This is a genomic window from Actinosynnema sp. NPDC050801 (genome assembly GCF_040673975.1).
In the GTDB taxonomy this organism is placed as follows: Bacteria; Actinomycetota; Actinomycetes; order Mycobacteriales; family Pseudonocardiaceae; genus Actinosynnema.
Genome location: NZ_JBFAQZ010000014.1, coordinates 81,492 through 99,819, shown reverse-complemented (window position 1 = coordinate 99,819; position 18,328 = coordinate 81,492). Strand labels below are relative to the sequence as shown.

The 18,328-nt window shown below is 72.1% G+C and carries 17 protein-coding genes; 12 read left to right on the top strand and 5 right to left on the bottom strand.

Annotated elements, in window-relative coordinates; genetic code table 11:
- Nucleotides 1-46: 46 nt before the first annotated feature.
- The 4 genes from AB0K14_RS27690 to AB0K14_RS27675 form a co-directional block, all read right to left on the bottom strand.
- Nucleotides 47-2,353 carry a hypothetical protein gene (locus AB0K14_RS27690; protein ID WP_360449459.1) on the bottom strand — a complete coding sequence of 769 codons (2,307 nt, stop codon included), beginning with the start codon at nt 2,351-2,353 and terminating at the stop codon, nt 47-49.
- Entirely contained in the window at nt 2,350-3,189 is an 840-nt protein-coding gene (locus AB0K14_RS27685) for a hypothetical protein (RefSeq protein WP_360449462.1), read from the bottom strand. The genes AB0K14_RS27690 and AB0K14_RS27685 overlap by 4 nt, the downstream gene beginning before the upstream one ends.
- A gap of 104 nt (nt 3,190-3,293) precedes the next feature.
- Nucleotides 3,294-3,422, bottom strand: a complete 129-nt coding sequence (locus AB0K14_RS27680) for a hypothetical protein (protein WP_360449465.1) — start codon at nt 3,420-3,422, stop codon at nt 3,294-3,296.
- A 108-nt stretch (nt 3,423-3,530) separates the two neighbouring features.
- Nucleotides 3,531-4,934: an SDR family NAD(P)-dependent oxidoreductase gene (locus AB0K14_RS27675; RefSeq protein ID WP_360449467.1), complete on the bottom strand. Its 1,404-nt coding sequence runs from the start codon at nt 4,932-4,934 to the stop codon at nt 3,531-3,533.
- 76 nt (nt 4,935-5,010) lie between these two features.
- On the opposite strand from AB0K14_RS27675, the gene AB0K14_RS27670 reads away from it, so the two are divergent.
- From AB0K14_RS27670 to AB0K14_RS27650, 5 genes are all read left to right on the top strand, one after another.
- On the top strand, nt 5,011-6,459 hold the full coding sequence (locus tag AB0K14_RS27670; protein WP_360449470.1) for a hypothetical protein: 1,449 nt from the start codon (nt 5,011-5,013) through the stop codon (nt 6,457-6,459).
- Entirely contained in the window at nt 6,456-6,896 is a 441-nt protein-coding gene (locus tag AB0K14_RS27665; protein WP_360449472.1) for a hypothetical protein, read from the top strand. The genes AB0K14_RS27670 and AB0K14_RS27665 overlap by 4 nt, the downstream gene beginning before the upstream one ends.
- Nucleotides 6,897-6,902: 6 nt before the next feature.
- Nucleotides 6,903-7,244: an MmcQ/YjbR family DNA-binding protein gene (locus AB0K14_RS27660; protein ID WP_360449475.1), complete on the top strand. Its 342-nt coding sequence runs from the start codon at nt 6,903-6,905 to the stop codon at nt 7,242-7,244.
- A gap of 169 nt (nt 7,245-7,413) precedes the next feature.
- Nucleotides 7,414-7,779, top strand: coding sequence for a cupin domain-containing protein (locus AB0K14_RS27655; protein WP_360449477.1), 366 nt, complete (start codon nt 7,414-7,416; stop codon nt 7,777-7,779).
- Nucleotides 7,780-7,865: 86 nt separating this feature from the next.
- The gene (locus tag AB0K14_RS27650) at nt 7,866-8,582 is read left to right on the top strand and encodes an AfsR/SARP family transcriptional regulator (protein WP_360449480.1); all 717 of its coding nucleotides are present in this window, start codon (nt 7,866-7,868) and stop codon (nt 8,580-8,582) included.
- A gap of 122 nt (nt 8,583-8,704) precedes the next feature.
- On the opposite strand, the gene AB0K14_RS27645 is transcribed toward AB0K14_RS27650, so the two are convergent.
- The gene (locus AB0K14_RS27645) at nt 8,705-9,661 is read right to left on the bottom strand and encodes a LysR family transcriptional regulator (RefSeq protein WP_360449921.1); all 957 of its coding nucleotides are present in this window, start codon (nt 9,659-9,661) and stop codon (nt 8,705-8,707) included.
- A 211-nt stretch (nt 9,662-9,872) separates the two neighbouring features.
- Here AB0K14_RS27645 and AB0K14_RS27640 point away from each other — a divergent pair, with 211 nt between their 5' ends.
- From AB0K14_RS27640 to AB0K14_RS27610, 7 genes are all read left to right on the top strand, one after another.
- Nucleotides 9,873-10,670 (top strand): 2-amino-3,7-dideoxy-D-threo-hept-6-ulosonate synthase, encoded by a 798-nt coding sequence (locus AB0K14_RS27640; RefSeq protein ID WP_360449482.1) that lies wholly within the window; start codon nt 9,873-9,875, stop codon nt 10,668-10,670.
- 91 nt (nt 10,671-10,761) lie between these two features.
- The gene (locus tag AB0K14_RS27635; protein WP_360449484.1) at nt 10,762-11,835 is read left to right on the top strand and encodes a 3-dehydroquinate synthase II; all 1,074 of its coding nucleotides are present in this window, start codon (nt 10,762-10,764) and stop codon (nt 11,833-11,835) included.
- A 6-nt stretch (nt 11,836-11,841) separates the two neighbouring features.
- On the top strand, nt 11,842-13,194 hold the full coding sequence (locus tag AB0K14_RS27630; protein ID WP_360449486.1) for a class I adenylate-forming enzyme family protein: 1,353 nt from the start codon (nt 11,842-11,844) through the stop codon (nt 13,192-13,194).
- Between the two features lie 24 nt (nt 13,195-13,218).
- Nucleotides 13,219-13,797, top strand: coding sequence for an isopentenyl-diphosphate Delta-isomerase (gene idi / locus AB0K14_RS27625; RefSeq protein WP_360449488.1), 579 nt, complete (start codon nt 13,219-13,221; stop codon nt 13,795-13,797).
- Between the two features lie 283 nt (nt 13,798-14,080).
- Nucleotides 14,081-15,343, top strand: coding sequence for a DUF1996 domain-containing protein (locus AB0K14_RS27620; protein WP_360449491.1), 1,263 nt, complete (start codon nt 14,081-14,083; stop codon nt 15,341-15,343).
- Nucleotides 15,340-17,043: a discoidin domain-containing protein gene (locus tag AB0K14_RS27615; RefSeq protein ID WP_360449494.1), complete on the top strand. Its 1,704-nt coding sequence runs from the start codon at nt 15,340-15,342 to the stop codon at nt 17,041-17,043. Before AB0K14_RS27620 ends, AB0K14_RS27615 begins: the two co-directional genes overlap by 4 nt.
- A gap of 55 nt (nt 17,044-17,098) precedes the next feature.
- On the top strand, nt 17,099-18,100 hold the full coding sequence (locus AB0K14_RS27610; RefSeq protein ID WP_360449496.1) for a LacI family DNA-binding transcriptional regulator: 1,002 nt from the start codon (nt 17,099-17,101) through the stop codon (nt 18,098-18,100).
- Nucleotides 18,101-18,328: the final 228 nt, after the last annotated feature.

The following is an 18,328-nucleotide window of genomic DNA, read 5'->3' as shown; positions in this document are numbered from 1 at the left end:
GTTCGCGTCGCGCGTGTCCTACGTTCAGGTACCCCGAGTTCGACGTTCAGGTCAGGCGGGACGAGCGGAAGACCGCGCGGCGGACGCGGGGGCTCAGGTCGCGCAACGCCGCCTGCACGCGGGTCCGGCGTGAACCCTGGCTCACCTCGGCCACCAGGCCGCCCACCCGCGCCGACCACGGCGGCAGCTTGAACAGCGGTTCCAGCAGGAACAGCGGCAGGAACTCGACGATCCCGTCGTAGATGCCGCACAGCTCCTCCAGCCGGTCCTCCGCGTCGGTGTCCCCGGGCGACTGGTACCACTGCGACACCGCCGCCCGGAACGCCTGCACGGCCTTCTGCAGGAACATCGCCTGCGTCGCGGCCAGGGTGAACTCCGGCGTCCGCAGCCGCCGGTGCACCGCCTCCTGGGTGTCGGACGGCCCGTGGTCGAACGCCTCCTGGAACATCGCGTCGGCCTGCGTCAAGTCCTCCAACGCGTCCACCGCGTCCCGGAACAGCCGCTCCACCTCACCCGGCAGCCTGCTCGTCGACGACGAAGCGGCCGCCGACGTCGACCCCTCCCGCGTCGACGTGCCGCTGACCAACACCCCGAGCTGCCGCTGGATCGCGCCGAGCTGCCGGTCGGACGACGCCCGCACCCCGTCCACGTGCTCGGTCAGGTGCTCGATGAACCCGTAGATGCTCGACTGCTGCTTGGCCAACTGCTCCATCCGCAACCGCAGCGCGGTCAACGGGTCCGCCTCACCGCCCAACCGCCTGCTCGTCGCGCCCACCAGCGCCTTGAAGTCGTCGGCGAACGTCCGGTCGACGTACACCAGCGGCTCGCGGCCGAGCAGCTCCCGCAGCTGGATCGCCACGCCGTCCGCCACCACGCCGTTGACCACCAGGATCAGCTCGGCGTCCGGGTCGGCCTCGCGCACCGCCGAGACCCGCCGCAGCACCACGCCCAGGTCGGCGTTGTCCAGCAACGACCGGGTGATCAGCACGGCGCACCCGCCGGTGTGCTCGGGGAAGGTGACCCAGAAGTCCACCAGCGACTCCGCGGCCACGCCGAGCAGGTGCCGGTGCAGGTAGTCCCACCCGTTGGCGTCGAGCAGCCTGCGCACCACGCCGTCGATGTCGTCCGCGCTCAACGACCCGAACAGGTCGCGCGCCGCCTGCCGCACCATGTCCTCGGTGACCGCGAACTCGTGACCGGGCGTGCGGGACACGTCGTCGGCCATCCGGAACACCCGGTGGCACAACCGGATCACGTTGCGCGCGTTGCCCCGCGCGATGTCCCGCAGGTACCGCGTGGTGTCCACGGTGAACGGCGTGAGCTGCGGTGCGCCGAACACCTGCTCCTGCGCCAGCTTGACGAACTCGCGCACCTCGCCCTGGCTCAGCCCGGACATCACCACCGTGTACGGGATGCGCTGCCGCACGGCGGGCGGCAGCACGGACGTGAAGTCCGGCAGCCCGCACAGCACCAGGCACGCCCCGGCCTTGGCGAACACCTGCAACAACGTCTGGAACGCGGCCATGGTGCGGGCCTGCGGGCGGCTGTCCGCGGAGAAGATCTTGTCCAGCTCGTCGATGGCCAGCACGAACCGCCGCTGCCTGCCGCCGAACAGCAGGGCGAACACGCCCATGGCCTCCAGCGCGGCCACCTCGGTGTCGATCGGCGTGGCGATGCCCCGCTCCACCAGCACCTGGTCCGGCGCGCCGCCGAGCAGCCACGACCACACCGAGTGCTCGAACCCCGGCCGCAGCAGCAGGGTGAGCGCGGTGCCGAAGTCCTTGTTGTTGGTGACCTCGCGCAGCGTGTCCTGGACCTTGCGCAGCAGCGCGCTCTCCATCAGGCCGAGCCGCTCGACGACCTCCTGCGGCTCCAGCTGCCTGCTGCCGAGCCACTCCAGCATGTCGCTGGTCAGGCCGCTGCTCTGGAGCGAGTCGGCGACGATGTCCGCGTAGTACTCGCTGACCTGCGCGCGCACGCCCTCGCGGCCGAGCTTCTGCATGAACCGGCGGTACAGCTCGATGAAGCTCTCCGCGGTCGCGTCGAGGTACAGCGCGTGCGTCGGGTCGGCCAGCACCTGCCTGGCGTGCCGGACCAGCCGCACGGCGAGGTGCGTCTTGCCCGTGCCGTAGTCGCCGAGCACGGCCACCACGGTCCCGGTGCGGTCGCGCCCGCCACGGGCGGGTGGCGCGTCGAGGTAGGAGGTGAGGTGCGCCAGCGCCTGCCGCGTCGCGTCGGTGGTGATCGCCACGTCGACCGCGTCGGGGTCGGCGTCGAAGTCCGTGATCCGGGCGACCGCCATCGGCGAGAAGGGGTTCTTCCGCGGGGGCGGGAGATCGCTGCTACCGCTCATGGCCCATTCCCCAGTCCATTCCGGGACCTCGTGTTCAAGAACGCTCTGATGTCCTCGACGGTCACCAGATCGGCTTCGGTGTAGCCTAGCCCCGTTTCGAGTTTGTGCTCGTAGGTGCCGTGTAAAAACCTCTGCAACATCGCGACCGATTGGCAGTGCTTGGCCACCAATTCGATCGCGTCATCACTCATCCGTGGAAAAGCTCCCACTTCCGCGTGACGTGACAGCCGGTCTTCGACGAATCGCTGTGCGTCACCGGGATCGAGCGGACCGAGGTGCAGCGTGATCGGTGGCACCCAGGTTTCCAGTTGGCGCACGACGTCCGCCACTTCGTCCGTGCCCAGGTACGCCGATTCGGTCAAGAACAACACTTTCGCGTTGCTGAGCACCCGCGCATAGCGGATCACCTCGTCCACCAGCTCGTTCGGACTGGGCAGCAGCACGATCAGCGCCACTTCCGCGCGCAGCGCCCGACCCAGGCGGGGGAAGACGCGGCGCGGCACGCTGCGGTCGTCGGCCAGCCGGTCGGCCGCGTCGGGCCGCAGCGCGTCGTGGTCGACGAGCAGGTCGAACATCTGGTCGCAGACCTCGACCGTGCGCTCGTCGATGGACAGCTCCTGGTCGGTCGGCAGGCAGCCGGTCAGGTCGAGCACGACGCCGCGCATCCCGCGCCGCGCGAGCTCGCCGGCGACCCAGTCCGCGCACCGGTTGACCAGCGCGGTCTTGCCGCAGCCCGACTCGCCGGTGACCAGCACCAGGCGGCCGTACTCCAGCAGCACGCCCAGGTCGCCCATGTCCTGCCGGAACTGCTGGAACGCGTCCTCGGCGCCGTCCACGGCCACGTAGTAGTCGCGGTGCGAGGGCCGGTGCCACGGGCGCAGCGGGCGCATCGGCGTGCTCTCCCACCCGGGCAGCGGGAACGGGTTGACGCGCGGCGCGGTCACCACGCCGCCACCGTCCCGGTCGCCACGACGCCCTCCCGGTCACGCGGCAGCGCGGCGGCTCGACCGGCCCGCCCGCGGTCCATGCCCACCCCCGTCGCCTCGCGGCGGCACACCGAAAGCTTCACCCTACCGACGCAGAGTCGCACACGGGCGCGATTCCGTGAGCCCTGATACCCGATCGGCCCATTCGCATTACTACTGTCGGGAATGGACGGAATAGTCGGGTGATCGCCTCACCAAGCGGCGGGCGCGTAGTCCTTCAGGAAGCAGCCGTACAGGTCTTCGCCCAGTTCACCGCGCACGATGGGGTCGTACACCCTGGCCGCGCCGTCGACCAGGTCCAGCGGCGCGTGGAAACCCTCGGCGGCCAGCCGCATCTTGGTCGGGTGCGGCCGCTCGTCGGTGATCCAGCCGGTGTCGACGGCCGTCATCAGGATGCCGTCGGTGGTCAGCATCTCCTCGGCGCTGGTGCGGGTCAGCATGTTCAACGCGGCCTTGGCCATGTTCGTGTGCGGGTGGCCCGGCCCCTTGTAGGCGCGGCTGAACTGGCCTTCCATCGCCGAGACGTTGACCACGTACTTGCGGCGCGCGGGCGCGGCGGCCATCGCCGGGCGCAACCGGGAGATCAGGATGAACGGCGCGGTGCTGTTGCAGAGCTGCACCTCCAGCAGCTCCACCGGGTCGACCTCCTCCACCCGCTGCACCCAGCTGTTGACCGCCGCCTCGTCGGGCACCAGGCCGCCCGCGTCGATCTCCCTGGACCCGGCGGTCAGCGCCAGCGCCGTCACCGCCGGGATGGTCTCGGCCAACGTGCCGGCCAACGCCACCGGGTGCGCGGACATGGTGTGCCCGAACGTGACCAGCTCGGGCAGGGTGCCGGACGGCAGTTGCCCCGCGGTCAACGGCTCGGACTCGGCCGCGACCAGCGGCGCGTAGGCCCCCGCCGACCGGCGCACGGTCTGCGCGGCGTTGTTGATCAGGATGTCCAGCGGTCCGGCGGCGGCCACCGAGTCGGCCAGCTGCACGACCTGGGCCGGGTCGCGCAGGTCGATGCCGACCACGCGCAGCCGGTGCAGCCAGTCGGCGCTGTCGGGCATGGAGGCGAACCGGCGCACCGCGTCGCGCGGGAACCGGGTGGTGATGGTGGTGTGCGCGCCGTCGCGCAGCAGCCGCAGCGCGATGTACATGCCGATCTTGGCGCGGCCGCCGGTGAGCAGGGCGCGCTTGCCGGTCAGGTCCGCGCTCTGGTCGCGCTTGGCCCGGTTCAGCGCCGCGCAGTCCGGGCACAGCTGGTGGTAGAACGCGTCCACCTCGGTGTACCGCTTCTTGCACGTGTAGCAGGACCGGGCGCGCAGCAGCGTGCCCGCCATCGCGCCGGGCTCCGGCTCGCGCAGCAGCAGGCCGCGGGTCTCGTCGTCGATGCGGGACGGCGAGCCGGTCGCGGTCGCCTCGATGACGGCGCGGTCGGCGGCGCTGACCGAGGCTCGGCGGTCGGCCTTGCGGCGCTTGCGCAGGCTCTTCCAGATGCCGGCGGTGGCCCGGCGGACGGCTACCGCGTCGGGGTGCTCGGTGTCCAGTTCGTCCACTTGGGCGAGCACCCTTAGGGCGATTTCCAGTTCGGCGGGGTCAATCGACACGCCCAGCACTCTACCTGCGACGAAATTCGCCCCCGGACGGGTGAAATTCACGTGAGGCACCGCTAGGGTGCCCGGCATGCCTACAGCGGGTACCGGCCCACGGGTGCGGCGACTGGCCCACCCGGACGCCGACATCCGGGCGCGTGCCCTCGGCCTGCCCCGCGGCCGCCCGGTCCTCGCGGTGTTCGGCTCGGCCGACGCCCTGGACACCGGACTGGCCGCCACCGTGCTCCCGGTGCTGCGTGCGGTGCTCGCCGCGGCCGCCAGGGCGGACGCGGTCGTGGTCACGGCGGGCGCCGACGTCGGCGTCACCCACCTGGTCGGTCTGGCCGCCGAGTCGCTGGACGGCCGGTGGCCGCGGCTGGTGGGCGTCGCGCCATCCGGCCGGGTGGCCGCGGAGGACGCGGAGCCGGCCGGGTGTGAGGTACGGCTCAACGTGAACCACGACACGGCGGTGGTCGTGCCCGGCTCGAAGTGGGGCGAGGAACTGCCCGCCCTGTTCCGCGCGGTGGACGCCGTGGCCGGGTCGAAGCGCCCGGCGCTCGCCCTGCTGATCGGCGGTGACGACGTGGCGCGGGCGGCCCTGGTGGACCACCTCGGCCGCGACCGGCCGCTGCTCGTGCTGGCCGGTACCGGGTCGCTGGCCGACGAGATCGCGCTCGGCGAGGTCCGCGACACCGAGGTCCGCGACACCGAGGTCCGCGACACCGAGGTCCGCGACACCGAGGTCCGCGACACCGAGGTCCGCGACACCGAGGTCCGCGACACCGGGGTCGGCGAGGTCGTGCGGACCGACGCCGGCAGCGCTGCCACCGAGGTCGTCGTCGCCCCGGCTGCCGACATCACGGTGGACACCGCCGTCGCGACCGAGCAGCACACCGTCGCCGTGAAGCGCGACGACGACCTCGCCGTGCTGGTGCGCAGCGGTCAGGTGGCCGTGGTCCACCTGGACGAGGGCGCGGACAAGGTGGTCGCGGTGCTGCGGCGGGTGTTGGGCAACCGGCCCGGCGCCAAGCTGCACGCCGACGTGCCGCCGCCGGCGGTGTGGCCGAGGGTGCGGTTCCGGGCGCCCGAGCCGCACCCCGTCATCGACCCCGGCTACGTGCTGGACTACCCGCTGCTGGCCGACGCGATCCACGAGGCCAACCAGGTGGTCGCACCCGTGCTGCACGAGTGCGAGGTCGCCGCCCTCAGGTCACGCGAACGCGCGCGCCTGCTGGTGGTGCTCGCCCTCGCCGCCGGGTTCGGCACCACGGCGTTCGCCGCGTTGCAGGTCTGGCTGCGGGACGCGCCGTGGCCCGGCGTGCTGCTCGCGGTGTCCGGCGCGGCCGCGGCGGTGCTCGCGGTCGTGGCCCGCGCCGGTGAGGACCCGGACGCGCAGGTCCGCGCCGAGCAGTTGCGCGCCTTGTACTTCGACCACCTCGCCGCACCACCCGCCGTCGACGACGCCGAGCGCGAAGAGCGCGCCCGCGAGTTGGCGACGGCCGTGGCGCGGCTCCGGCACGAATCGGTGAGCCGTTCATGACCAGCGTCGGATCGTCCGCTCCGCCGACGGTGGTCGACGACCACCGCGAGCAGTTCCTCCGCGCCTACCTGCGCCACCGGATCGGTGAGCGGCTCGCCGGGTTCGAGCAGGCCCAGGCCCGCTACACGGCCGCCCGCCGCTGGACCACCGGCCTCACCGTGCTGCTGTTCACGGCCGCGGCGGCGCTCGGCGCGGTCGCCGTGGCCGACGATCGGCAGCGCGCGCTCTGGGCGTTCCTGGCCACGGTCGCGGCCGCCCTGGCGACGGCGATCACCGGCTACGAGTCCGCGTTCTCGTTCCGGGCGCTCTCCCGCCGCTCCGCGAACGGGGTGGCGTTGCTGCACCTGCTCCAGGCGCACGGCGCGCCGGAGGGCGAGGACGGCGTCAACGCGTTCCGCACCGAGGTGGAGAGCGTGCTCCGGCACTCGGAGCGGTAGGCGGTGGTGGCGACCGTCGACGAGGTGCGCCGGCTCGCCCGGTCGCTGCCGCGCACCGAGGAGGCGGTCGTCCGGGACCGGGTGAAGTTCCGGATCGGGCGGATCGTGTACCTGGCGCTGTCGCGGGACGAGCGGACGCTGGGTTTCGCGTTCCCGAAGGACGAGCGGGCCGCGCTGGTGGCCGCCGAACCGGCCAAGTTCCACCTGCCCGCCCCGTCCGACCTGCGCTACAACTGGGTCGAGTGCACGCTGGCGGAGATCGGGTCGGACGAGATGACCGAACTCGTGGTGGACGCTTGGCGAATGTGCGTGCCCAAGCGCGTGGCCGCCGAGCACCTCGGTCGATAGGTTCTGGCGATGGGCCGTTCGGTGGCAGTGGTTTCCCGCCCCGACGTGCCGTGGCGATAATCTCCGGCGGCCACGCCCGAGCGTTCGCCACATACAACGTCGGAATCGGTCGACGCCGGGGGAGCGCCGTGGAACACGTGGAGCCTGCCGCCGCGGTGGGGCGGTAGCCGTGGAGATCCGCCGACTCGACCCCGCGGACCTGGTCCGGGACAGCGGGCTGGTGTCCCGCAGGCTGATGCCGTGGCCGCTGGTCAACGCGCCGTTCGACGGCTCGTGGTGCTTGGTGCAGCCGGGCGCGGCGTCGAGCACGCACGCCCACCGCGAGCACGAGGTCTGGGTGGCCGTGTCCGGTGCGGCGGAGATCGTCACCGACGACGGCCGGGTGCCGTTCGCGGCCGGCGACATCGTGCACTTCCGGCCCTACGAGCGGCACCGGCTGGTCAACGACAGCGAGGCCGACTTCCAGTTCTTCGCCGCCTGGTGGGACGTGGAGATGGCCGAGCGCTTCAGCGCCCGCGACGAGGACGCGTCCTGAATCGCCCGTCCGGCGGAACCACGGCAAGGGAAATGTCGCCACAGTCGCGGCAGTGTTGGTGAAACTGCAACGCGGCTGGGGGTGGAGTGGAGTTCCGGATCCTGGGCCCGGTCGAGTTCCGGCCGGGCGGCGCGCAGCGGCACGCGTCGCCGTTGCGCCGCAAGCCGAGCCAGGTCCTGGCCGTGCTGGCGGTGCACTGCGGGAAGCGGGTGCCGGTGAACCGGCTGCTCGACCTGGTGTGGGGTGACGGCCTGCCGCCACGCGCGCGCAAGTCGCTCCAGGTGCACATCTCCGCGCTGCGCGGCGCGGGCGTGCCCGTGACGCACCAGGACGCGGGGTACGTGCTGCACGCCGAGCCGGACCAGGTCGACGCCGTCCGGTTCCGCGACCTGACCGCATCGGCCGCCGCCACCGCGGACCTCGAACACCGGCGCGAGCTCTACGCCCGCGCCCTGGCCCTGTGGCGCGGCACGCCGCTGGCGGGCGCGGAGTCCGAACCGCTGCGGGCCTGGCTCTGCGCGCCGCTGGAGGCCCACCACCTGGCCACCCTCGAAGCGGCCATCGACACCGACCTGGCGCTGGGCAGGCACGCCCAGGCGGTGGAGGCACTGACCCCGCTGGTGGCCGAGCACCCGTTCTCGGAGAACCTGCGCCACCAGCTCATGACGGCGCTGCTGGCCTGCGGCAGGCGGACCGAGGCGCTGCGCGTCTTCCAGGACGCCCGCCGCACGTTGGCCGCCGAGCTCGGCGTGCCGCCGGGGCCGCAGCTGCGCGAGCTCTACCGCGATGCGCTGGGCGTTTAGGCGCCGCTTTACCGCACGTCGTTAGCTTCACGCCGCCGGATGCCCGGCTAACGAGGACCCGGGTCGTGGGCCGGTGCCGGGCGGCACAAGACCCACGGCCCGGACCCTCGCGACGGCAGCGGTCAACTGGCCGCCACGGTCAATCCGGTGGCGGCGAGCTTCGCCGTCCGCGCGCCGTGACCCCAGGTCCGTTCCTGGTAGGCGCGCAGCAGCGCCGCGTGGATGTCGTCGACGTACTCGGCCGCGGTGCCGTCGCGCCGCCACACCACGGTGACGCGCCGGTGCACCGGGTTGCCCACGATCGGCTTCAACACCACGCCCGGCAGGTCGTGCCCGGTCGGGAAGAAGCACGCCACCGTGTGCGCCGAGCGCACCAGCTCCGCGGCCGACGCCGGGTCGACGCCGAAGTGCGCGCACCGCGGCGTGAACCCGGCCGCCTCGCAGGCCAGGTGCAGGTTGAGCCGCCCGCCGCCGTAGCTCTCGTCGGGCACGGCCCACTCCTCGTCGGCCAGTTCGGACAGCCGAATCTCACCGCGCGCCGACAACCGGTGCCCGGCCGCGATCCCGACCAGCATCGGTTCGGTCACCACGGTGCGGCAGTCCACCTGTTCGGGAATCCGCAGGGGGCTCTGCGGGAACTCCGTGACCAGTGCGAGGTCGAGCTTCCCGGTGCGGACCAGGTCCAGCACGGCGTCGCTGGTGCGTTCGATGTGCGTGGTCTGCGGGTGCGTGGGCAGCAACGAGCGCACCACGCCGACCAGCAGCGGGGTCAGCGATCCGGCCACACCGCCGAGCCGGATGCCCGTCACGTCGCTCTCCGCGGCCAGCTTGCGCGCGGTGACCAGCAGGTCGTCGAACCGTTCCACCAGGTCACGGGATCGCAGCACGACGTGTCGGCCGAGTTCGGTCAGTTCGACGCCGTCGGTGCGCCGCACGAACAACGGGCCTCCGAACCCTCGCTCGATGCGGCGCAGCTGCGCGGTCAGACCGGCCTGCGCGATCTTCAGCAGTGAGGCGGCTCGGCTGATGCTGCCCGCTTCCGCCACGGTCAGCACGACGTGGAGGTGCCTGAGCTCCATGTTCACTGCGGCAGCCTAGGGCAACCGAACGAACCGAACTTCTCCGTGCGTGTGGAGCAGGGGGCTACGCCGCGTCGCCGGGCCGGGGGTCCGGTTGCTCCAACAGGTGCATAACTGGCGAGTTATCGCCACCTCACACCTCCCGCCGCGCTCGCTGGTTCGACCACTCTGCTGACTGGTCATCGCCGAACGCCGAGGAGGAGTGAGCGACATGAGGAAAGCGTTGCGGCTGCGACGCCTTTCCCGTCCGCGCGACGACAGGTACCTCTTCGTCCCGCTCGACCACAGCGTCTCGGACGGTCCGGTGGTGCCGCGCGACCGGTGGCACGAGCTCATCGACGCGGTCGTCGTGGGCGGCGCCGACGCCATCATCGTCCACAAAGGACGGGTGCGCACGATCGACCCGGACGTGCTGGCGGGCTGCGGGCTGGTCGTCCACCTCAGCGCCGGCACCGCGCACGCCGCCGACACCAACGCCAAGGTGCTGGTCGGCGAGGTGGACGAGGCCCTGCGGCTGGGCGCCGACGCGGTGAGCGTGCACGTCAACATCGGGTCGGACACCGAGGAGCGCCAGCTCACCGACTTCGGCGTGGTCGCCAAGGCGTGCGACGAGTGGAACGTGCCGCTGATCGCCATGGTCTACCCGCGCGGGCCGCGCATCGCCGACCCCAACGAACCCGCACTGCTCGCGCACGTGGTCAACATCGCGGTCGACCTGGGCGCCGACATCGTCAAGACCAACCTCGCCCTGCCCGCCGAGCGGATGGCCGACGTCATCGCCAGCTGCCCGATCCCGGTGCTGGTCGCGGGCGGTCCGGCGACCGGCGGCAACGTGGTCGACCACGCCCGCACCGCGATGGCGGTGGGCTGCGCGGGCCTCGCCGTCGGCCGCCGCGTGTTCACCGCGCCCGCGCCGATGCCGCTGGTCGCGGAACTGGCCTCGATCGTCCACCACCACACCGGATCGGACCTGGTCCGCGCGATGACGGGCGTCGTGGCCTCGTCATGACCACGCCGCCGACGGCCGCCGTCGTCCACCGGACCGGTCGGGCCTCGGCCGTCGCCTGCCGATCGGGCTCTCACCACCCCTTGGAGAACCGTTGAAGTTCGCCTGGATCGACCTCCGCACCGTCACCGAGGCGCACCGCGAGGCCGTCGTGGACGCCGCCGTGCACGCCCGCCTCGCCGGCGTCGTGTCCGACGACCCCGCGCTGCTGGACACCCTGCCGCCCACGATCACCCGCGTGCTCGTCACCGACGCGCCGGTCGAGAGCCCGCACCTGGTCACCGCGGTCGTGGACGACCAGGACGCGCTGGACCGGCTCACCACCGACGCGGCGTTCGTGCAGGTCCGCGACGACCGCACGCTCAAGCTGGCGTGCGCCGCGGCGGTGCGGCTCGGGCACACAGTGGTCGCGTTCACCGACCCGACGAAGATCCCGCTGGAGATCGTCATCGCCGCCGCCGACGGCGCGCCCGGCAAGCTGGTCACCGTCGTGGCCGACCTCGAAGAGGCCGCGATCGTGCTGGACGTGCTGGAGCACGGCTCGGACGGCGTGCTGATGGCCCCGCGCGACGCCAACGACGTGTTCAAGCTGGCCCGGCTGCTGGAGGCGACCACCGCGCCGCTGGACCTCACCACGCTCACCGTCGACGGCATCACCCACAACGGCCTGGGCGACCGCGTCTGCGTGGACACCGCCTCCCACTTCCAGGAGGACGAGGGCATCCTCGTCGGCTCCTTCTCCTCCGGCTTCATCCTGTGCTGCAGCGAGACCCACCCGCTGCCCTACATGCCGACCCGGCCGTTCCGGGTCAACGCCGGCGCCCTGCACTCCTACGTGCTCGGCCCGGACAACCGCACCAACTACCTGTCCGAGCTGCGCTCGGGCAGCACGGTGCTCGCCGTCAACTCCGAGGGCCGCACCCGCAAGCTCACCGTCGGCCGGGCCAAGCTCGAATCCCGCCCGATCCTGACCATCACCGCGCACTCGCCCGAGGGCGTCGAGGTGAGCCTGACCGTGCAGGACGACTGGCACGTGCGGGTGCTCGGCCCCGGCGGGAAGGTCCGCAACGTCACCGAGCTGCAACGCGGTGACGAGCTGCTCGGCTACATCGCGACCGAGCAGCGGCACGTGGGCATCCCCATCGGCGAGTTCTGCAAGGAGACCTGAGCCAAGATGCGCGAGTTCGTCACCGACCTGTTGCGCCGCCAGGGCGACGACGTGCCGGTGTTCAGCCACGAGCACACCGTGACCCACGGCGAGTTGCGCGCCGCGGTCGCCGCGGAGGCGGGCCTGTTCGCCGCCTCAGGGGTGGGCGAGGGGAGCACGGTCGCGCTGCACGTGCCCCCGAGCTTCACCCACTGGGAGGCGGCGCTGGCGCTGTGGAGCCTCGGCGCCCGGGTCGTCTCGGTCGACCACCGGCTCAAGCCCGCCGAGGTCGACGTGCTCCGCGACCTGACCAGGCCGCAGTTCGTCGTGCGCGCGTCCGGCCGGTCGGACGGCGCCTTCCGCGAGCGCCACGAGCTGGTGATCGAGCCCGTGGCCGACGGGCGGCCCGCGGCGACCCGGCACCGGCTGGTCCAGTTCACCTCGGGCTCCACCGGTCGGCCCAAGGTCGTCGGGCGCAGCACCGAGTCGATCATCCGCGAGGTGATGCGGATCGGCGCGGCCGAGGGCATGCCGCAGCGCGGCGAGCGGTTCCTGATGCTCAACTCCACGGCGCAGAGCTTCGGCATCGTGGGCGGGTTGCTGCACGCGTTGGCGGCCGGCGTGCACCTGGTGTTCGCCGAGCGGCCGTCGGCCGAGCACGTGCTGCGGACCGCCGCGCGGCACGAGGTCGACTTCATCACCGGCGTGCCGTTCCACTTCGAGCTGCTCGCCGCCGCCGCGGACCGGAGCGCGCTGCGGACCGTGCGCGGTGCGTTCGCGGGCGGTGAGCTGATGCCGCCCGAGGTCGCCGACCGGTTCGCCGCCGCCTACGGCTTCATGGTCGGCGAGTGCTTCGGCACCACCGAGACCGGCGCGCTGGCCATGGACGTGGCGGGCGCGACCCGGCCGTCGGTGGGCAAGCCCCTGTCCGACACCACGATCCGGGTGCGGGACGGCCTGGTCGAGGTGGCGCTGGACCAGTCGCCGTACCTGGACGGCGGCGAGCCCGGCCGTTACCTGGACGGCTGGTTCCGCACGGGTGACCGGGGCGAGTTCGACGCCCGCGGCAACCTGCGGCTGCTCGGCCGGGCGGACTCGCTCGTCGTGGTGCGGGGCAGCAACGTGGACCTGACGCAGGTCGAGGCGGCGCTGCGGTCGCACCCGCTGGTCACCGAGGCGATCGCGGTGCACGACGCGGCGATCGAGGCCTACGTCTCGACCGGGTCGGAGGCGCTCACCCCGGACGTGCTGGCCACGTGGTGCGCCGAGCGGCTGGCGGAGTTCAAGCAGCCGGCGCGGTTCCACGTGCTGCCGGCGTTGCCGCGCACGCCGAGCGGGAAGCTGGTGCGCAACCCCGAGGTGCTCGCCGACGCGCGGTGATCGGGTGTGTGGGAAGGTGGGCGGGTGGAACAAGTCGTGCTCCTGGACGAGTCCGGTGCCGGGATCGGTGTGGCCGAGAAGGCTTCGGTGCACCACGCGTCCACCCCGCTGCACCTGGCGTTCTCGTCGTACCTGTTCGACGGGGCCGGCCGGCTGCTGCTGACCCGGCGTGCCCTGCACAAGAAGACGTGGCCGGGGGTGTGGACGAACTCGTGCTGCGGCCACCCCGCGCCGGACGAGTCGATGGTGTCGGCCGTGACGCGCCGCCTGGTCGACGAGCTCGGCCTGGCCGAGGTGACCCTCGACCTGGTGCTGCCCGCGTTCCGCTACCGCGCGGAGATGGAGAACGGGGTCACCGAGAACGAGATGTGCCCGGTGTTCCGCGGCCTGGTCTCCGGTGACCCGGTGCCCAACCCGGACGAGGTGGACTCGTTCGAGTGGGTGCCGTGGGCGGAGTTCGCCCCGGCCGTCCTGGCCGGCGCCCGCCCCGTCTCGCCGTGGTGCGCCCTCCAGGTGGCCGAGCTGTGGACCCTGGGCCCGGACCCCCTGACCTGGCCCACCGCCTCACCGACCACCCTCCCCACCGCCGCCCGCCTCACCTGACCACTCACCTCGCGCGTTCTGAACGTAGGACACGCGCGACGCGAACGTAGGACACGCGCGCGAGTCCTACGTTCAGGTCGCGCGTGTCCTACGTTCAGAACAGGCGTGTCCTACGTTCAGGTACCCCGAGTTCAACGCTCAGGAGTGAGAGAGCGCTCTCTCTGCCGGTGTTACGGGATGACCGGAACTCGGTCCTTTCCTTGACTGATACAGGGGGCCGTCTTACGTTCCGCTGTGAGAGCGCTCTCCCAACCTCCCTGCAACGCCCTACGAAAGGGGAGTCGTGATCCCCACCATTCGCCGATGGCGTCGTCTGGTCACCGCTACCACGGTCGCGGTGCTGACCGCGTCCGCACTGACCTTCGTCACCACTCCCGCCTCCGCGGCGCCGGAACTGCTGTCCCAGGGCAGGCCCGTCTCCGCCTCCTCCACCGAGAACGGCGGCACGCCCGCCTCCGCCGCCGTCGACGGCAACGCCGGCACGCGCTGGTCCAGCGCCGCGGCCGACCCTCAGTGGATCCGGGTCGACCTCGGCACGTCCACCGCGATCAGCCAGGTCGCGCTGAACTGGGAGAACGCCTACGCGCGCTCCTTCCAGCTCCAGGCCTCGGCCGACGGCAACGCCTGGACCACGATCGCCACCGCGTCCGGCAACGTCGGCGTGCAGAACCTGACCGTCTCGGCCACCACCCGGTTCGTCCGCGTCTACACCACCGCCCGCGCCACCCAGTACGGCGTGTCGCTGTGGGAGTTCCAGGTGTTCGGCGTGCGCAACGCCAGTGGCCCGATCGTGCGGGTCGCCGAGTTCCTGGCCGACTGCCCGTACAGCCACCGCCTGCCCGACGACCCGATCGTGGCGCCGAACCTGCCCGGCGGGTCGCACATGCACAGCTTCTTCGGCAACACCACCACCAACGCCCGCTCCACCGTCCAGTCCCTCCTGGCGGGCACGAGCAACTGCAACCCGGGCACCGACCTGTCCTCCTACTGGGTGCCCACGATGTACCAGGACAACCAGCCCGTGGAGCCGACCGGCACCACGTTCTACTACCTGGGCGAGGGCGTGCGCGACGACGTGATCGCACGCATCCAGCCGTTCCCGCTGGGTCTGCGGATCGTCGCGGGCAACGCCAAGGCCACCCAGCCCGACGCCAGCACGATCTCGCGCTGGTCCTGCCTGCACGCCGGGCACGTGGGCGCGTCCAAGGACTTCGTGAACTGCCCGGCCGGCACGATGCTGGAGTCCTACCTGGACTTCCCGCAGTGCTGGAACGGCCGCGACCTGGACTCGGCGGACCACAAGAGCCACATGGCCTACCCGGTGAACGCGGACTGCCCGTCGACCCACCCGGTGCCGGTGCCGAAGCTGCGCCAGGTGCTGCGCTACCCGGTGAACGGCGACCCGTCGCGGTTGCGGCTGGCCTCCGGCGCGGGGTTCACCATGCACGGCGACTTCTTCAACGCGTGGCCGGAGGCCGAACTCGCCCGCCGGGTGCGCGACTGCATCAACCCGATCATCAAGTGCGGCGCGGACGGCCGCCCGTGAAGCGCCTGATCACCGCCATCGCACTGCTCGGCGCGCTGGTCGTGCCCGTCGTCACCGCGCGGGCGGCCGAGTGCGGCACGGCCAACGCCGCGCTCAACGCACCGGTCACCGCCTCCTCGGTGGAGACCGGCAGCCCGTTCGTGGCCGCCTCGGCGGTGGACGGCAACGCGGGCACCCGGTGGTCCAGCGCGTTCAGCGACCCGCAGTGGCTGCGGGTCGACCTGGGCGCGAGCCGCGAGGTGTGCGGCGCGACGTTGCAGTGGGAGGCCGCCCACGCGACGGCGTTCCAGGTCCAGACCTCCGCCGACGGCAACGCCTGGACCACGGTCTACCAGACCACGACCGGCGCGGGTGGCACGCAGAACGTCACCTTCGCCGGCACGGGCCGCTACGTCCGCGTCCACACCACGGCGCGCGCCACGCAGTACGGCGTGTCGCTGTGGGAGTTCGCCGTCCGGACGGGCACGACCGGTGGCAACCCGCCCGGCGAGCAGCTGCTGTCCTACAACAAGCCCGCGTCCGCCTCGTCGTTCCAGGACGACGGCGCCTGCCCGGGGTGCACGCCCGCCAAGGCGCTGGACTTCAACCCGGCCACCCGGTGGGCCACCAACGCCACCACCGGCTGGGTCGACCCGGGCTGGATCTCGGTCGACCTGGGCGCGACCGCGCAGGTCAGCAAGGTCGTGCTGCAGTGGGACCCGGCGTTCGCCACCGGGTTCGAGATCCAGACCTCGGCCACCGGGTCGAGCTGGACCACGATCCACACCGTGGCGAACGGCACCGGCTTCAAGCAGACGTTCACCGTGTCGGGTACGGGTCGGTACGTCCGGGTGAACCTGACCAAGCGCAGCGGGCAGTACGGCTACTCGCTGTGGGAGTTCCAGGTCTACGGCACCGGCGGCAACCCCACGCCGCCACCGCCGCAGGCCCCGGACCCCGGCAACCCGCTGCGGCTGGTGTGGAGCGACGAGTTCAACGCGCCCTCGGGCACGAGGCCGGACGCGGGCAAGTGGCGGCCGGAGATCGGCACCGGGCAGAACGCGGAGCTGCAGTACTACACCGACAACCGCAATGCGTTCACCGACGGCGCCGGGAACATGGTGCTGGAGGCCAGGCGGGAGGTCACGCCGGGCTCGGCGTGCCCGGTCGACCCCGTCAGCGGCTCCGGTACGTGCCAGTACACCTCCGCCCGCCTGATCACCGAGGGCAAGGCGTCCTGGACCTACGGCCGCATGGAGGCCCGCATCAAGGTCTCCGGCACCAAGGGCCTGTGGCCCGCGTTCTGGATGCTCGGCAACGACATCTTCCAGGGCACGCCGTGGCCCGCGAGCGGCGAGATCGACATCATGGAGCACCTCGGTCGCGAGCCGAACACGGCGTACCAGACGATCCACGGCCCGGCGTACTTCGGAGGTGGCGGCATCGGCCGGATGCGCGACATCGGCCAGGACTTCGCCAACGCCTTCCACACGTTCCACGTGGACTGGAACAGCCGGGGCATCACGTTCGGCATCGACGGTGTGACGGTCATCTCCATCGACAAGGCGACCGTCGAGGCCACGCGCGGTCCGTGGGTGTTCGACAAGCCGTTCTTCATCCTGCTCAACAACGCGGTGGGCGGTGAGTGGCCCGGTCCGCCGGACGCCACCACGGTCTTCCCGCAGCGCATGCTGGTCGACTACGTCCGCGTCTACCAGTGACGGGGTGGGTGCGGCCACGCCTCGCGTGGCCGCACCTCCCGGTATAAAGACGGACGTGGACCGCAGACCAGTCACGTTGGAAGAGGTCGCGCGGATCGCGGGGGTTTCCCGGGCCACGGTGTCCCGGGTCGTCAACGGGGTCGCCACGGTGGACCGTGAGCTGCGCCAAGTCGTGGAGAAAGCGATCTCCACGACCGGGTACACGCCGAACCGCGCGGCGCGTTCCCTGGTCACCCGCCGGGCGGGTGCGATCGGGCTCGTCCTGCCGGAGGAGGGCCGCACCGTGCACGACCCGTACTTCGGTCGGGTGGTCAGCGGTGTCCTGCCGGTGATCCGACCGCTCGGCGTGCAGCTCGTGCTCACCACGGGGGACCACCGCGAGGTTGTGGACGACATCCGGCAGCACCGGCTGGACGGCGTGATCCTGATCCACACCCACGGCGCGGACCCGCTGCCTCGGCAGCTGATCGAGGCGAACCTGCCGGTGGTGCTGGCCGCGCGCCCCGTCCGGCCCATGTCGATCACCTTCGTCGACGTCGACCAGGCCGCGGGCGCGGGACTGGCCGCCGACCACCTGGTGTCGTCCGGGTGCCGACGGCTGGCGACCATCACCGGTCCGCTGGAGACGCCCGCGGGTCAGGACCGGCTGCGCGGCTTCCGCGAGGCGGTGGCCCGGCACGGCCTGCCCGAGCCGGTGGTGGTGGAGGGCGACTTCTCCCGCGAGGGCGGGGCCGAGGCGGCCCGGAAGCTGCTGGCCGGACGGCTGTCGGGGCTGGACGTCGACGGCCTGTTCGTGGCCTCCGACCTGATGGCGACCGGCGCGCTGCCGGTGTTGCGCAACGGCGGTCGGCGGGTGCCCGAGGACGTCAAGGTGGTCGGCTTCGACGACAGCAGCCCGGCGGTCGAGTGCGACCCGCCGCTGACCACGGTGCGCCAGCCGGTCGAGGACATGGCCGCCGAGATGGCCCGCCTGCTGGTGGAGCGCGTCGACCGCCCGGACCGCCCGGTGAGCTCCGTCGTGTTCGCGCCGACGCTCGTGGTCCGCCAGTCCAGCTGATGTCCCTCCAGTCCAGCTGATGTCCCTCCAGTCCAGCTGATGTCCCTCCAGTCCAGCTGATGTCCCTGCGGCGGGGTGGTCGCCGCCGGGCCGGCCGTTTTATCCGGCTAACGTGAGACATGCGGTTCAGGTTGTCCTGGGTTGCACACTTCGCCCGGCCGAGTGAGTCTGGTCGCCATCAGGGCAGAGGGCGGGGCGGCTGTCGGCGAGCTGTCGATTCGCCGGCTG

What these genes read in the sequence shown, in the direction of transcription:
- AB0K14_RS27670 (WP_360449470.1), top strand. Translation starts at nt 5,011, where the DNA reads ATGCCTACAGCGGGTACCGGCCCACGGGTGCGGCGACTGGCCCACCCG.
- AB0K14_RS27640 (WP_360449482.1), top strand. Translation starts at nt 9,873, where the DNA reads ATGAGGAAAGCGTTGCGGCTGCGACGCCTTTCCCGTCCGCGCGACGAC.
- AB0K14_RS27690 (WP_360449459.1), bottom strand. Translation starts at nt 2,353, where the DNA reads ATGAGCGGTAGCAGCGATCTCCCGCCCCCGCGGAAGAACCCCTTCTCG.
- AB0K14_RS27630 (WP_360449486.1), top strand. Translation starts at nt 11,842, where the DNA reads ATGCGCGAGTTCGTCACCGACCTGTTGCGCCGCCAGGGCGACGACGTG.
- AB0K14_RS27645 (WP_360449921.1), bottom strand. Translation starts at nt 9,661, where the DNA reads ATGGAGCTCAGGCACCTCCACGTCGTGCTGACCGTGGCGGAAGCGGGC.
- AB0K14_RS27665 (WP_360449472.1), top strand. Translation starts at nt 6,456, where the DNA reads ATGACCAGCGTCGGATCGTCCGCTCCGCCGACGGTGGTCGACGACCAC.